The 13,018-nt window shown below is 64.4% G+C and carries 13 protein-coding genes and 1 riboswitch; of the genes, 3 read left to right on the forward strand and 10 right to left on the reverse strand.

Features of this window, described 5'->3' with window-relative positions; translation table 11 throughout:
- Positions 1 to 59 precede the first annotated feature (59 nt).
- The gene (locus RX329_RS40420) at positions 60 to 488 is read right to left on the reverse strand and encodes a PAS domain-containing protein (protein ID WP_018456077.1); all 429 of its coding nucleotides are present in this window, start codon (positions 486 to 488) and stop codon (positions 60 to 62) included.
- Between the two features lie 172 nt (positions 489 to 660).
- A complete protein-coding gene (locus RX329_RS40425) occupies positions 661 to 1,797 on the reverse strand; it encodes a 2'-deoxycytidine 5'-triphosphate deaminase (protein ID WP_085358313.1) in 1,137 nt (378 codons plus the stop codon).
- Between the two features lie 80 nt (positions 1,798 to 1,877).
- Positions 1,878 to 1,957, forward strand: a riboswitch (SAM riboswitch).
- 70 nt (positions 1,958 to 2,027) lie between these two features.
- Between RX329_RS40425 and RX329_RS40430 the strand changes: the two genes are divergently transcribed.
- Entirely contained in the window at positions 2,028 to 3,224 is a 1,197-nt protein-coding gene (locus tag RX329_RS40430) for an O-succinylhomoserine sulfhydrylase (protein ID WP_007615678.1), read from the forward strand.
- 114 nt (positions 3,225 to 3,338) lie between these two features.
- Here the strand turns inward: RX329_RS40430 and RX329_RS40435 are convergent, their stop codons facing one another.
- Genes RX329_RS40435 through RX329_RS40445 form a run of 3 tightly spaced genes read right to left on the reverse strand, consistent with a single transcriptional unit; the run spans position 3,339 to position 6,388 of the window.
- Positions 3,339 to 4,331: an SGNH/GDSL hydrolase family protein gene (locus RX329_RS40435; RefSeq protein WP_026233081.1), complete on the reverse strand. Its 993-nt coding sequence runs from the start codon at positions 4,329 to 4,331 to the stop codon at positions 3,339 to 3,341.
- Positions 4,332 to 4,343: 12 nt separating this feature from the next.
- Positions 4,344 to 5,123, reverse strand: a complete 780-nt coding sequence (locus RX329_RS40440) for an SGNH/GDSL hydrolase family protein (protein WP_085358309.1) — start codon at positions 5,121 to 5,123, stop codon at positions 4,344 to 4,346.
- Positions 5,123 to 6,388, reverse strand: a complete 1,266-nt coding sequence (locus RX329_RS40445) for an OpgC domain-containing protein (protein WP_085349686.1) — start codon at positions 6,386 to 6,388, stop codon at positions 5,123 to 5,125. Before RX329_RS40445 ends, RX329_RS40440 begins: the two co-directional genes overlap by 1 nt.
- A gap of 204 nt (positions 6,389 to 6,592) precedes the next feature.
- On the opposite strand from RX329_RS40445, the gene apaG reads away from it, so the two are divergent.
- The gene (gene apaG / locus RX329_RS40450; RefSeq protein ID WP_026233080.1) at positions 6,593 to 6,985 is read left to right on the forward strand and encodes a Co2+/Mg2+ efflux protein ApaG; all 393 of its coding nucleotides are present in this window, start codon (positions 6,593 to 6,595) and stop codon (positions 6,983 to 6,985) included.
- A gap of 61 nt (positions 6,986 to 7,046) precedes the next feature.
- On the opposite strand, the gene RX329_RS40455 is transcribed toward apaG, so the two are convergent.
- From RX329_RS40455 to RX329_RS40465, 3 genes are all read right to left on the reverse strand, one after another.
- Positions 7,047 to 8,066, reverse strand: a complete 1,020-nt coding sequence (locus RX329_RS40455) for an Hsp33 family molecular chaperone (protein ID WP_026233079.1) — start codon at positions 8,064 to 8,066, stop codon at positions 7,047 to 7,049.
- A 162-nt stretch (positions 8,067 to 8,228) separates the two neighbouring features.
- On the reverse strand, positions 8,229 to 9,164 hold the full coding sequence (gene argF / locus RX329_RS40460) for an ornithine carbamoyltransferase (RefSeq protein WP_085349685.1): 936 nt from the start codon (positions 9,162 to 9,164) through the stop codon (positions 8,229 to 8,231).
- The gene (locus RX329_RS40465) at positions 9,164 to 10,366 is read right to left on the reverse strand and encodes an aspartate aminotransferase family protein (protein ID WP_026233078.1); all 1,203 of its coding nucleotides are present in this window, start codon (positions 10,364 to 10,366) and stop codon (positions 9,164 to 9,166) included. The genes argF and RX329_RS40465 overlap by 1 nt, the downstream gene beginning before the upstream one ends.
- A 455-nt stretch (positions 10,367 to 10,821) precedes the next feature.
- Between RX329_RS40465 and RX329_RS40470 the strand changes: the two genes are divergently transcribed.
- Positions 10,822 to 11,334 carry a GcrA family cell cycle regulator gene (locus tag RX329_RS40470; RefSeq protein ID WP_007597869.1) on the forward strand — a complete coding sequence of 171 codons (513 nt, stop codon included), beginning with the start codon at positions 10,822 to 10,824 and terminating at the stop codon, positions 11,332 to 11,334.
- Between the two features lie 237 nt (positions 11,335 to 11,571).
- On the opposite strand, the gene phoB is transcribed toward RX329_RS40470, so the two are convergent.
- Positions 11,572 to 12,279, reverse strand: coding sequence for a phosphate regulon transcriptional regulator PhoB (gene phoB, locus RX329_RS40475; protein WP_007597871.1), 708 nt, complete (start codon positions 12,277 to 12,279; stop codon positions 11,572 to 11,574).
- A gap of 22 nt (positions 12,280 to 12,301) precedes the next feature.
- A complete protein-coding gene (gene phoU / locus RX329_RS40480) occupies positions 12,302 to 13,018 on the reverse strand; it encodes a phosphate signaling complex protein PhoU (protein WP_018456067.1) in 717 nt (238 codons plus the stop codon).

Here is a 13,018-nt window from a genome sequence, read left to right on the forward strand (position 1 = left end):
GTGACGGACAAGTTGAGCCGCACGCAGGGAGCCCTGCACGCCGGCGCGCCAATTCCGCATCACGAATTTTGCGCAGGCTTAGTTTGCGAGGCTTTGGCGGCACGCTCGCGCTCGACGCGCTCGGTGACGTCGCGTGCCATCGCCACCGATCCTTGCACCACTCCAGCGGCGTCCCGCACCAGCGCAAAGGTCATCTCGATGTAGAGCTTGCGTCCGTCCTTGTGCAGCGCGCGGGTCAGTGTCGGCTTGCCCGCAAGCTTCATCGCGCCGCTGGCAAGCGCGGCCTCAAAACCTTTCCAGTGCGCGGCGCGCAGATGTTCGGGAATGATCAGGTCGAGATTCTGGCCCAGCGCTTCGTCCGCCGAGAAGCCGAACAGTGCGGACGATGCGCGGTTCCAGCGCATGATCGTGCCGGAGCGATCCGAATAGATCAGCGCGTCGGCGACGTCGTCGAGGATTCTTGCGTCGAGTTCGGATTGATCTGTCATTTCGCCACCTCGGACGTAGATTCACTTCCCATCTTGACACAGATTCGGTGTCATCGCCCGACTTGATCGGGCGATCCAGTATTCCAGAGGCGGATGTGATCGAACCAATAGGCTACGGCGTACTGGATGCCCCGGTCAAGCCGAGGCATGACAGCGGAAGGTGAGGCTATCCCTACACCCGGAAATGCTTGCTCAGCTTCAGGCCCTGCGCCTGGTAGTTCGAGCCGATGCGCTGGCCGTACATCGCGTCGGGGCGGGCCAGCATCTTCTCGTAGACGAGGCGGCCGACGATCTGGCCGTGCTCGAGGATGAACGGCACCTCGCGCGAGCGCACTTCGAGCACGGCGCGCGAGCCTAGCCCGCCGGCGCCGGCATAGCCGAAGCCGGGATCGAAGAATCCGGCATAATGCACGCGGAACTCGCCGACCAGCGGATCGAACGGCACCATCTCCGCGGCGTAATCGGGCGGCACCTGCACCGCCTCTTTCGACGCGAGGATATAGAACTCGCCGGGATCGAGGATCAGGCTGCCGTCGGGACGGGCCGAGATCGGCTCCCAGAAGTCCTCGACGGAATAGCCGGCGCGGCGATCGACGTCGATGACGCCGGTGTGGCGCTTGGCGCGGTAGCCGACGAAGCCGCCGCTCTTCTCGCCGGAGAGATCAACAGAGACGGCGACGCCGCCGGTGAGGTCGGCGTCGTCGATATCGACGAGACGCTCGGTCGCGTGCAGCCCCTCGAGGTCGTCGATGTTGAGGATGGCATCGCCGGTGCGGAAGCGCACCTGGCTCAGGCGCGAGCCCTCGCTGACCAGCACCGGAAACGTCTTCGGGCTGATCTCGGCATAGAGCGGGCCGTGATAGCCGGCACCGATCATGTCGAAGCGGCGGGTGCCGTCGGCGATCACGCGGGTGAAGACGTCGAGCCGGCCGGTCGAGCTCTTCGGGTTGGCGGCCGCGACGATTTCCGGCGGCAGCGCGAGGCTTTCAAGCAGCGGCACGATGTAGACGCAGTTGGTCTCCAGCACCGCGCCGTCGGCGAGGCTGAACTCGTGCAGCTTCAACTCGTCGATGCGCTCGGCGACCGTGGCGCCGGGACCGGGCAGGAAGCTGGCGCGAACGCGATAGGCGATATCGCCAAGACGCAAATCGAGGCTCGCCGGCTGGATCTGGCTTTCGACGAAGTCGTAAGCGGGCAGGATGAGACCGCCCTCCGCCATCGCCGCGATCATGCGGTCGGGCAGGATACCATTGGCGTCGGCGGCGACCGTGAACGTCAACCCGGGGTCCTCATCAGGGATCAAACACATCCCGACATGCGGGAAATATGAGCGTTTTACGGCTATCCGATGGACGTCTTGACGGAAAGGGCATTGCGGAATATGAGCATGACTTATCCCGTGGTGATTTGAGCCGGCCGGCTTGCAGCCACGTTAAATAAGTCGCTAAACAGGCCGGGGACCTCTGTGATCCCGGCCCGTGGAGATATTCCAGGCCGGTTTTTTTGTGACCATTCTCGATGGTCACGTCAGGAGGTCCTATGTCGAAGTCCCCGGCGCCAACCGCCCACTACCGTCCCGAAACTCGCCTGGTTCATTCCGGCACCTTACGCTCGCAATATGGCGAGACGTCGGAGTCGCTGTTCCTGACCCAGGGCTACGTCTACAACAGCGCTGAGGAGTGCGAGGCGCGGTTCAAGGGCGAGGACCCCGGCTTCATCTATTCACGCTACTCCAATCCGACCATCTCGATGTTCGAGCGCCGCATGATCGAGCTCGAAGGCGCCGAAGCGGCACGTTCGGCCGCGACCGGCATGGCCGCGGTGACGACCGCGATCCTGGCGCCGCTCAAGGCCGGCGATCACGTCGTGGCCTCGCGCGCGCTGTTCGGCTCGTGTCTCTACGTCGTGCAGGATTTACTGCCGCGCTACGGCATCGAGACCACGCTGGTCGACGGCCTCGATCTCGACCAGTGGCAGCGCGCCATGAAGCCGAACACCAAGACGTTCTTCCTGGAGAGCCCGACCAATCCGACGCTCGACGTGCTCGACATTCCCGGCATTGCCGAGATCGCGCATAGTGGCGGCGCGCGGCTCGTCGTCGACAACGTGTTCGCCACCCCGATCTGGCAGAGCCCGCTCGCGCTCGGCGCCGACGTCGTGGTCTATTCCGCGACCAAGCACATCGACGGCCAGGGCCGCTGTCTCGGCGGCATCATCCTGTCCTCGGAAGCGTTCATCGCCGAGCACATCCACAATTTCATGCGCCAGACCGGCCCGTCGATCTCGCCGTTCAACGCCTGGGTCCTGCTCAAGGGGCTGGAGACGCTCGCCGTGCGCGTGCGCGCGCAGACCGAGACGGCGGCGCGCATCGCGGACGTGCTGGCGAGCCATCCGAAGATTTCGCGGCTGGTGTTTCCCGGCCGCGCCGATCATCCGCAGGCTGCATTGGTGAAGAAGCAGATGCGCGGCGGCTCGACGCTGGTCGGCCTCGAGGTCAAGGGCGGCAAGCAGGCGGCGTTCCGCGTGCTCAACGAGCTCAAGCTCGCCAAGATCTCGAACAATCTCGGCGACGCCAAGAGCCTCGTCACCCATCCCGCGACCACGACGCATCAGCGTTTGAAGCCGGAGGACCGCGCCGCGCTCGGCATCAGCGAAGGATTCATCCGCTTCTCGGCAGGCCTCGAGCACGCGGACGATCTGATCGAGGATCTGACCGCGGCGCTGGAGAAGGCGTAGCCACGCATTCGACATCGTAGGGTGGGCAAAGCAAGCGTGCCACCATTCACGATCACAGTGCCGCTGGATGGTGGGCACGGCGCGAAGAGCGCGCCTTTGCCCACCCTGCAGCAGCTACATCGGCCGATAGGTCCGCACGTCCGCGGGCACGTTCACGCCGAGCTTGATTTGGCCGACGGAGCGGATGATGTCGTCGCCGAGGAGCTGGGCGAAGCAGGCATAGCCCCAATCGTTCATGTGCAGTCCGTCCGCGATCACGAAACTCTCGACCGGAAGGGATTGCTTCTCGTGCCAGTCGCGCATCACCTCGAAGCGCGGGAAGATACCGACGTGACGGAGCTCGGCGACCTTGCCGAGCAGCTTCACCATCTTGCCGGCGCTCTCGGCGCGCTGGTTGACCGCGGGCGAATATTGCGGATCGACCAGCACGATGTCGGTGCCGCCGGTGGCCTGGATGCGAGCGATGCCGTCCTCGACCAGTTTGGCGGTCTCGCCAGGATCGAGATTGCGCAGCACGGCATTGGTGCCGACCTGCCAGATCACCAGATCCGGATGCACGTCGATCACCTCTTTCTGGAGACGCTTCATCATCTCGGGCGCATCCTCGCCGCCGACGCCGGCATTGACGACGGTGATGTCGGCGGTCGGATAGTGCCGGTGCAGCTGCGCGGCAAGGCGATTGGGATAGTTGAACTCCGGCGAGCTCGCGCCGAATCCCGCGGTCGACGACGAGCCGAACGCGACGATGACGACGGGCTGGCCGGCGACGAGCTTGCCCGCGACATGCGGCAGCGAGCCCATCGCCTTCGAGCCGCCCTTCGGCGACAGGCAGGGCACGCGGCTAAAGATGTCGCCGGCGGATTTCGCGACCTGCTTCACCTTGTCGATGGCGCGCGCCGTGATGCCGCGCTGGTCGGGGGACGTCGCTGCGACGGTGGTCTGGGACGGTGAAGCGGGAGCCGGATCAGCCGACTGCTGCGGGGCCGGTGTTGCCTGCGCGGCCTGCGTCTGCGCGTGGGACTGCGAGGCCGGACTCAGCAACAGCAGCACCGCTGCTGCGGGCACAGCCAGCCATGCCGTCAGGCAAAAAGGGCGGAGAGAACTCATTAACGCTAGACCTCAATTTTGCTGCTGGGCCGGCTCCAGATGGGCAGCGTCGATCAGGAACTGTGCCAACGCCCGGCCAAGGCAATCATGGACCTGCTTCGCCAACTCGGGGCCGCGCGACGGGCTGAATAGGTCGAACTGGCCCTGATCATTCCACTGCCGCATGATCGCGAACCGATCGAACAGCGGAATATCGTGCTCCTGCGCCACCACCCGCATATTGTCGAGGTATGGCGGCACCGAGATCATGGTTTCGGTACGCGGACTGTACTGCAAATTCATCAAGACGACGTCAGCCCCTGCCTTTTGCAACGCAACAACCCCTTCGGTCACCGCGCCACGAAAATCATCGGGATCGATGGCCCGGATAGCATCGACAGTCCCGGTCTGCCAGATGACCAAAGTAGGCGTTTTTGCTTCCATCAGCTTAACGAAGCTGGCAGCCGCCTCCTCGGCCGTTTTCTTGCTCTGTATTTCTACGGAGACGTGCACAATCTCGGACGGCGGCAGCTTGTCCTTCAGGATGGCCTGCATCCGCGCCGGATAAGAGGCGTCCTCGGAAGCCGGAATCGTGGTCGAGCGACTGCCGATGACCAGGATTTCGAGCGGCTTGCCGGCCTTCACGGCATCGGCGACCTTGGGAAGCTGGCTTTCGCTGGTGAGCAGATAGGACGGCACTTCACAGGCTGCGGGCGCGGCTGAAGCAGCCGGCGCAGCATCGTCCGCGCGCGCCGGAGGCGCGGCGAGACCACCGCACAGCAGGATCAGGCTCAGGAAAACCTTCGCCTTCATCAGCCCCCTCCCGCCATATCGGCGCTGCCGACGGCGCTTTTGGTTTTCGAACCGCTCTTGTCAGCCACCCGCTTGTACCACGAAATCAGCCAGGCCATGGCCCACATGATCAGGATTCCGGAGAGACTTATTAGCGCATGCATGACCGGGCCGCCCGAGACTTCGGCCAGGATGAAATGGCCGGCAAAGGCGAGGAAGACGCCGAGACAGAATATCTCCAGGGAATGCGAGCCGCACAGGATCAGCGGCCGCAGCCAGGGCGATTTCAGGCCCGGCCAGTCCCGGGGCAGGACGCGCACGGTGAGCGCGGCCAGCGCCAGGAAATGCGTGAAGCGCAGCACGTCAAGGTCGGCCTTGTCGATCGGATACATCCACTGCTCGAGCCGCTTCGGCATGAAGTGGGAGAGCTGCGGCACATACCAGGTCAGCGTCACGTAGAATGCCGCAACCAGATAGGCGATCGCGATCCACATCGTCACCCGCGAAGCCAGAATGTGCGACATGCGTCGCGCACCCCCGAGCGCGCACCATGCCCCGAACACGAACAGCAATTGCCAGGCGAAGGGATTGAAGGCCCAGAAGCCGTTCGGATAGGCCGACAGATAGAGGTCGTATTCCCAGGTCACCGCGTAGAGCGCGACCGAGAGGCCGAGCGTCACGTCGGGGCGCCACTTCATCAGCCACAGGATCAAGGGCAGCGCCAGCATCAGCACGATGTAGAGCGGCAGCACGTCCATGTTGACCGGACGGAAGCGCAGCAGCAGCGCCTGCACGATCGTGACGTCGGGCTGCTTGAGGAAATCCATGATGCCCATCTCTTCGGTGTAGAGCGGGTTCTCGAACCTGGTCGCGACGTAGGAGATTTCGGCAAGGAAGATCGTGAACAGGAAGACGTGGGCGACATAGATCTGCCAGACGCGCCGCAGGATGCGCGCGGTGGCGACGACGATGCCGGACTCCAGCATCGCCCGACCGTAGACGAAGGCGGCGGTATAGCCGGAGATGAAGATGAAGATCTCGGTGGCGTCGCTGAAGCCGTAATTGCGGATCGTGAACCAGGTCAGAAGGCTCGGCGGCAAATGGTCGATGAAGATCAGCCACAGCGCAAGGCCGCGGAATAGGTCCAGCCGGAGCTCGCGCTCGCCGATGGCGGGCAGCGAAATGGCCGGCGCGGCCGCGCGCCGCTTCGCTCCCGCGGACTTGACCTCCACAGGTTTAGCGGTTCCCGCGATCGTCGATCCCGTCACTTGGTCGGCAATGGTCATCGGGGGCCTAAAAACCCTTCCGCAAATCGCGACGTGGCAAGGAGTGTACCGGTCCGGCCGTCATCTCGCAAAACGACCGGATCACAAGCAAGTACATTTGCAAGCCCATTTGGACGTGTACTTCCCTGCGAATTCTGGCGGGACGATGTCGCCAAGGCGTCTCCGGCGTTTGGTTCCCGGGCGGTTTTCGGTATGATGGCAATCATGTACCGCGCCGTGACCCGCCAGATCGAAGTGACCGTCGAGCCGAACTTTGTTCCGGAGCAGTCGTCGGCTGACCGCTCCCGTTATTTCTGGGCCTACACCGTCGTCATCACCAATTCCGGCGACGAGACCGTGCAGCTCAAGACGCGGCACTGGATCATCACCGACGCCACCGGCCGGCAGCAGGAGGTGAAGGGCGAGGGCGTCGTCGGCGAGCAGCCGACGCTCGCGCCCGGCGAACGCTTCGAATACACCTCCGGCGTCCCGCTCACGACCGCCTCGGGCTTCATGACCGGCCGCTACCAGATGGTCAGCGCGACCGGCGAGCGCTTCGAAATTGACGTGCCGACGTTCTCGCTGGACAGCCCGGACAACAAGCGGGTGTTGAACTAGGGCAGGAGATGGTGGGCGCGCTCCGCTTTGGCCGACCCTATCGCACCTGCAGGCTAACGCCTTACGCGTCTTCCACGCCTGCTTCATCCGGCGTGAACTCGTACACCGAGCTGCAGAACTCGCAGGTCACGACGACCTTGTCGTCCTTGACCATCGCGGCACGGTCGTCAGACGAAAAGCTCTTTAGCATCGATGCCACCGCATCGCGCGAGCAGGAGCATTGCGCCTTCAAGGGCAGCGGATTGAACACGCGCACGCCGCGCTCGTGGAACAGGCGGTAGAGCAGCCGCTCCCCGGACAGCTCCGGATCGATCAGCTCAACGTCTTCGACGGTCTCGATCAGCGAGCGTGCCTCGACCCAGGCATCGTCTTCAGCGACGGCGTGCACTTCGACGCCTTCGGGCGCATCGCCGGGATGCAGATCGGCCTGCCGCGCACGCTCGGGCGCCTTCGGCAGGAACTGCATCAGCATGCCGCCAGCACGCCAGCGATGCTTGCCGCCGTCGTTCGAACGCCATTCCTCGCCGACAGCGAGACGCACGCGTGTCGGGATCTGCTCGGAGCGCAGGAAATATTCGTGAGCGGCGTCTTCGAGGCTGCCGCCGTCGAGCGCAACCAGGCCCTGGTAGCGGCTCATGTCGGGGCCTTGGTCGATGGTCATGGCGAGATGACCGTGGCCCAGCAGCGCGCCGGAATGCGTGCCAGTATCTTTGGCCTCGCCGAGGCGCGCGGCGTCGTAGCGCGCATAGGCGCGCAGGCGATCCGGCGCCTGATAGTCCACGACCAGGAACGACACCGGACCGTCGGTCTGGGCCTGGAGAATGAAGCGGCCCTCGAACTTCAGCGAGGAGCCAAGCAGCGTGGTCAGCACGATGGCCTCGCCGAGCAGCTTGCCGACCGGCGCGGGATAATCGTGCTTGGTCAGGATTTCGTCGAGCGCCGGACCAAGCCGCACCAGCCGACCGCGCACATCGAGCGCGTCGACCTCGTAAGGCAGCACGGCGTCGTCGATCGGAACCGCGGATGGCGCGCGAACCGGGCCTTCAGGCCCGGTTTTCATATCAGGGGATTGGGAAACCATGGCGCTTTATCTGGGGTCGGAAGGCGGAATTGGAAGGGGGGAGGGCTGCATCCAGAATGCAGCACGGATCGTACGCAAGCACGGCAAATTCGGTGTCGTCCTGGCGAAGGCCAGGACGACGATGAAGACCTACTTCGCCGGCACGGCGGATACCGGCCCGGATTACTTCACTGCGTCGAAGCACCAGGCCAGAATGCCCTTTTGCGCGTGCAGGCGGTTTTCGGCCTCGTCGAACACGACGGATTGTGGACCGTCGATCACCTCGTCGGTGACCTCCTCGCCGCGATGGGCGGGCAGGCAGTGCATGAATAGCGCATCCGGCTTGGCAAGCGACATCAGCTGCGCATTGACCTGATAGGGCTTGAGCACGTTGTGGCGGTGCTCGCCTTCCTTGTCGCCCATCGACACCCAGGTGTCGGTCACGACACAATCGGCGCCGCGCACGGCGGCTTCGGCATCCGTGCCGAGCATGATCGGCGCGCCGGTCGCCTTGATGAAGTCGCGCATCGCCTTTTTCGGCGCGAGCTCCGGAGGCGTCGCGACATTGAGCTGGAACTTGAAGCGCTCGGCGGCGTGCGCCCAGGAGGCGAGCACGTTGTTGTCGTCGCCGGTCCAGGCCACGGTCTTGCCCTCGATCGGGCCGCGATGTTCCTCGTAGGTCATGAGGTCCGCCATCACCTGGCAGGGATGCGAGCGGCGCGTCAGGCCGTTGATGACGGGCACGGTGGCGTTTGCCGCAAGCTCCAGCAGCGCATCGTGATTGAGAATGCGGATCATGATGGCGTCGACATAGCGCGACAGCACGCGCGCGGTGTCGGCGATGGTCTCGCCGCGGCCGAGCTGCATTTCGGCGCCGGTGAGCATGATGGGCTCGCCGCCGAGCTGGCGCATGGCGACGTCGAAAGACACCCGCGTCCGCGTCGAGGGGCGCTCGAAGATCATCGCCAGGGTCTTGCCTTCGAGCGGCCTGACCGGCTGATGCGCCTTCTGCTTCGCCTTCATCGCGGAGGACGCAGCGAGCATGCGCTTGAGCTCCGACAGCGGCAGCTCGTTGATATCGAGGAAGTGCTTCGGTGTTTTATCGGGCGACTTGCTCATCAGCTTGCCGCCCGCTTGTTGCCGGACAACGCGGTGCAGGCGCGCTCGAGCCGCCCGACGCTGTCCTCGATCTCGGCTTCGGTAACGATCAAAGGCGGCAGGAAACGCACGACATTGTCGCCGGCACCGACGGTGAGCAGCTTTTGGTCGCGCAAGGCTGCAACGAGATCGCCGGAGGGCACCACGGCCTTGATGCCGATCAGGAGGCCCTCGCCGCGCACTTCGCTGACGACATCGCCGTGACGGTCGATCACGGAGGCGAGCTTCTGCTTGAGCAGCAGCGACATCCTCTGCACGTGGTCGAAGAAGCCGGGCTTGAGCATGACGTCGAGCACGGCGTTCGCAGCCGCGATCGCGAGCGGATTGCCCCCGAAGGTCGAGCCGTGCGAGCCCGGCGTCATGCCGGACGCCGCTTCCGCGGTCGCAAGGCAGGCGCCGATCGGGAAGCCGCCGCCGAGCGCCTTGGCCAGCGACATCACGTCGGGTTCGACGCCAAGGCGGCGGTACGCGAACAGATCGCCGGTGCGGCCCATGCCGGTCTGCACCTCGTCGAAGGCGAGCAACAGACCCTTCTCGTCGCAGAGCTGGCGCAACGCCCTCAGGAAGGCGGGCGTTGCCGAACGCACACCGCCCTCGCCCTGGATCGGCTCGATCAGGATGCCGGCGGTCTGCGGACCGATTGCCTTTTTCACGGCATCGAGATCGCCATGCGCAACCTGGTCGAAGCCCTCCATCGGAGGGCCGAAACCTTCGAGATATTTTGCCGATCCCGTTGCGGCCAGCGTCGCCAGCGTGCGGCCATGGAAGGCGCCTTCGAAGGTGATCATGCGATAGCGGTCGGGATGACCCTTTGCGGCGTGATAACGGCGCACGACCTTGATCACGCATTCCAGCGCTTCGGCGCCGGAATTGCAGAAGAACACGAAGTCCGCGAAGCTTTCATTGCACAGGCGCGCGGCGAGCTTTTCGCCGTCCGGGCTCTGGAACAGGTTCGACATGTGCCAGAGCTTGGTGGCCTGCTCCTGCAACGCCGCGACCAGCGCCGGATGGGCATGGCCGAGCGCATTCACCGCCACCCCGGAGGTGAAATCGAGATAGCGCTCGCCATTGGTCGCGATCAGCCAGCAGCCTTCGCCACGCTCGAAACCAAGGTCGGACCTGGCGAAAACGGGGAGCAAATGCGGCGCTGCGCTGTTAGTCATGATGGTCACTTGAATGTTGCGGACGGAGTGAGCGTGCATTGCGCAACGCACCATCGACCGGCCCGGAAAACGAAACGTGCCGCCTCTTGAGGGCGGCACGTGCGACTATCTTAGGCCTGGTGAAACGGGTGTCAATGCCGCCCGGAAAGCCTCGCGAAACGCTGAATCCGTAGTCTTGCGGTGCCGATTTTGCGGGATTTGGCCACGGAACATGTGGAAGCGAGTCGGCGGACTCTTGCGCGGGAGTCACGCCATATTGTAGCGTTTGGATTGTCAGATACGACATCTCGTGCAGTGGTTCTGATCTTTAAGTCCTTATGTACCGGCGTAAACGTTCGGGCGTTCAAGACGCGCCCGGCGAGCCTTAAGGGATTCTGGCGGCACGGGTTTTTGAAGGCTTAGGCATTCGCTGCGAGGCCCCAGGATGGCTGGCGCGCAGCGAGGGAAAGGGTGCAATGACGGTTTTGACCTGGTCCGATGATCGCGTCGAGCAGCTGAAAAAGCTCTGGGAGGCCGGACTTTCGGCCAGCCAGATCGCGGCGGAGCTCGGCAATGTGACCCGCAATGCCGTGATCGGCAAAGTGCACAGGCTCGGCCTTTCGGGCCGCGCCAAGAGCCCATCATCGGCAGCGCCGCGGCCGCGCAAGGCGCGCCCCGCGCAGCACATGATGCGGGTGAGCCGCCCGATCTCGCGCGGCAACACCGCGCTGGCGCAGGCCTTCGAGGTGGAGGCTGAGCCGGATCCGGTCACCTATGACAACGTGGTGCCGATGAGCCAGCGGCTGTCGCTGCTGGAATTGAACGAGGCGACCTGCCACTGGCCGGTCGGCGATCCCTCGAGCCCGGACTTCTTCTTCTGCGGTGGAAGGGCGCTGTCCGGACTGCCCTATTGCGCTCAGCACTCGCGCGTTGCGTACCAGCCGGCGTCGGATCGGCGCCGCGCACCGGTAAAGCCGGGTCCCCGTTAGTCGTCACGCGAAGACAGTTCAACAATTTCAGTGTCGTCCCGGCCTAGTGCGCAATTGCGCACAGGGGGCCGGGACCCATACTCCGAGCACGCAATAATCGTGCGGAAGGGGTCACTCCGAGTCTTCGCCAAACCACGTTCGGTGGTTATGGGCCCGGATCAGCGCTCGCTTCGCTCGCTTGTCCGGGACGACGGCTGAGAATGCAGGGACAGCTCGCCAACAAACAAGCCTGCAACCCTACACCTGCTCTGCCTTGGCAAACCGATCATCCAGCGCGTAGCCGGCGCCGCGGACGGTGCGGATCGGGTCCTGCTCGCGGCCGAGATTGAGCAGCTTGCGCAGGCGGCCGATATGCACGTCGACGGTGCGCTCGTCGATATAGATGTCGCGGCCCCAGACGCTGTCGAGCAGCTGTTCGCGCGAGAACACCCGTCCCGGGTGCTCCAGGAAGAACTCCAGCAGGCGATATTCGGTCGGACCGAGATCGATCGGCCGGCCCGAGCGCGCCACGCGGCGCTTGTCACGGTCGAGCTCGATGTCGCCAAAAGCAAGGACGGTGGCGAGGCGCTCCGGGCTCGCGCGCCGCAGCAGGCCTTTCACGCGCGCCAGCAGCTCCGGCACCGAGAACGGCTTGACGATGTAATCGTCGGCGCCGGTCGCAAGACCCCGCACCCGCTCGCTCTCCTCGCCGCGCGCGGTGAGCATGATGATCGGGAGCTGCTTGGTCTCGGGACGGGTGCGAAGCCGCCGACACAATTCGATGCCTGACAGGCCCGGCAGCATCCAGTCGAGCACGATCAGATCGGGGATGTGCTCCTTGAGGCGGGTGTCGGCGTCGTCGCCGCGCATCACCGTCTCGACGTCATAGCCGTCGCCTTCGAGGTTGTAGCGGAGAAGCTCGGTCAGGGCTTCCTCGTCCTCAACCACCATAATGCGTGCGCCCATCGGGTCGTCGCTCCTTAAATCTTCAGGTGTTCGGTACCGTGTTGGCAAAGGTCGTCATGTCGCCCTTCGGCCGCTTGTCGGTGATCGCCTGGCCCTCGATCATGTAGAACACGGTCTCGGCGATATTGGTGGCGTGGTCGCCGATCCGCTCGATGTTCTTGGCGCAGAACATCAAATGGATGCAGAACGAGATATTGCGCGGATCCTCCATCATGTAGGTGAGGAGTTCGCGGAACAGCGAGGTGCAGATGGCGTCGACTTCCTCGTCGCCCTTCCACACCGCCATCGCCGCCGGCAAATCATGCGCGGCATAGGCGTCCAGCACCGACTTGACCTGCTGCTGCACGAGGTCGGTCATGTGCTCGAGGCCGCGGAACAGCTTGAGCGGATGGAAGTCCGTCTCCAGCGCCGCAACCCGCTTGCCCATGTTCTTGGCGAGGTCGCCGATGCGCTCGAGATCGGTCGCGACGCGCATGGCGCCGACGATCTCGCGCAGATCGACCGCCATCGGCTGGCGGCGGGCGATGGTGAGCACCGCACGCTCCTCGATGCGCTTCTGCAGCGCGTCGAGCTCGGTGTCGATGGCGACGACGCGCTGGCCGAGCGGGACGTCGCGGCGGATCAGCGCGTCGACGGACTCGACGATCATGCGCTCGGCGATGCCGCCCATCTCGGCGACCAGGCGAGTGAGTTCCTGGAGGTCGGTGTCGAAGGCCTTTGCGGTATGTTCAGAACCCAT

This window comes from Bradyrhizobium sp. BWC-3-1 (genome assembly GCF_032917965.1).
Classification (GTDB): Bacteria; Pseudomonadota; Alphaproteobacteria; order Rhizobiales; family Xanthobacteraceae; genus Bradyrhizobium; species Bradyrhizobium canariense_D.

Coding starts and splice junctions, on each gene's coding strand:
- RX329_RS40420 (WP_018456077.1), bottom strand. CDS start 488: ATGACAGATCAATCCGAACTCGACGCAAGAATCCTCGACGACGTCGCC.
- RX329_RS40425 (WP_085358313.1), bottom strand. CDS start 1,797: ATGTGTTTGATCCCTGATGAGGACCCCGGGTTGACGTTCACGGTCGCC.
- RX329_RS40430 (WP_007615678.1), top strand. CDS start 2,028: ATGTCGAAGTCCCCGGCGCCAACCGCCCACTACCGTCCCGAAACTCGC.
- RX329_RS40435 (WP_026233081.1), bottom strand. CDS start 4,331: ATGAGTTCTCTCCGCCCTTTTTGCCTGACGGCATGGCTGGCTGTGCCC.
- RX329_RS40440 (WP_085358309.1), bottom strand. CDS start 5,123: ATGAAGGCGAAGGTTTTCCTGAGCCTGATCCTGCTGTGCGGTGGTCTC.
- RX329_RS40445 (WP_085349686.1), bottom strand. CDS start 6,388: ATGACCATTGCCGACCAAGTGACGGGATCGACGATCGCGGGAACCGCT.
- apaG (WP_026233080.1), top strand. CDS start 6,593: ATGTACCGCGCCGTGACCCGCCAGATCGAAGTGACCGTCGAGCCGAAC.
- RX329_RS40455 (WP_026233079.1), bottom strand. CDS start 8,066: ATGGTTTCCCAATCCCCTGATATGAAAACCGGGCCTGAAGGCCCGGTT.
- argF (WP_085349685.1), bottom strand. CDS start 9,164: ATGAGCAAGTCGCCCGATAAAACACCGAAGCACTTCCTCGATATCAAC.
- RX329_RS40465 (WP_026233078.1), bottom strand. CDS start 10,366: ATGACTAACAGCGCAGCGCCGCATTTGCTCCCCGTTTTCGCCAGGTCC.
- RX329_RS40470 (WP_007597869.1), top strand. CDS start 10,822: ATGACGGTTTTGACCTGGTCCGATGATCGCGTCGAGCAGCTGAAAAAG.
- phoB (WP_007597871.1), bottom strand. CDS start 12,279: ATGGGCGCACGCATTATGGTGGTTGAGGACGAGGAAGCCCTGACCGAG.
- phoU (WP_018456067.1), bottom strand. CDS start 13,018: ATGGGTTCTGAACATACCGCAAAGGCCTTCGACACCGACCTCCAGGAA.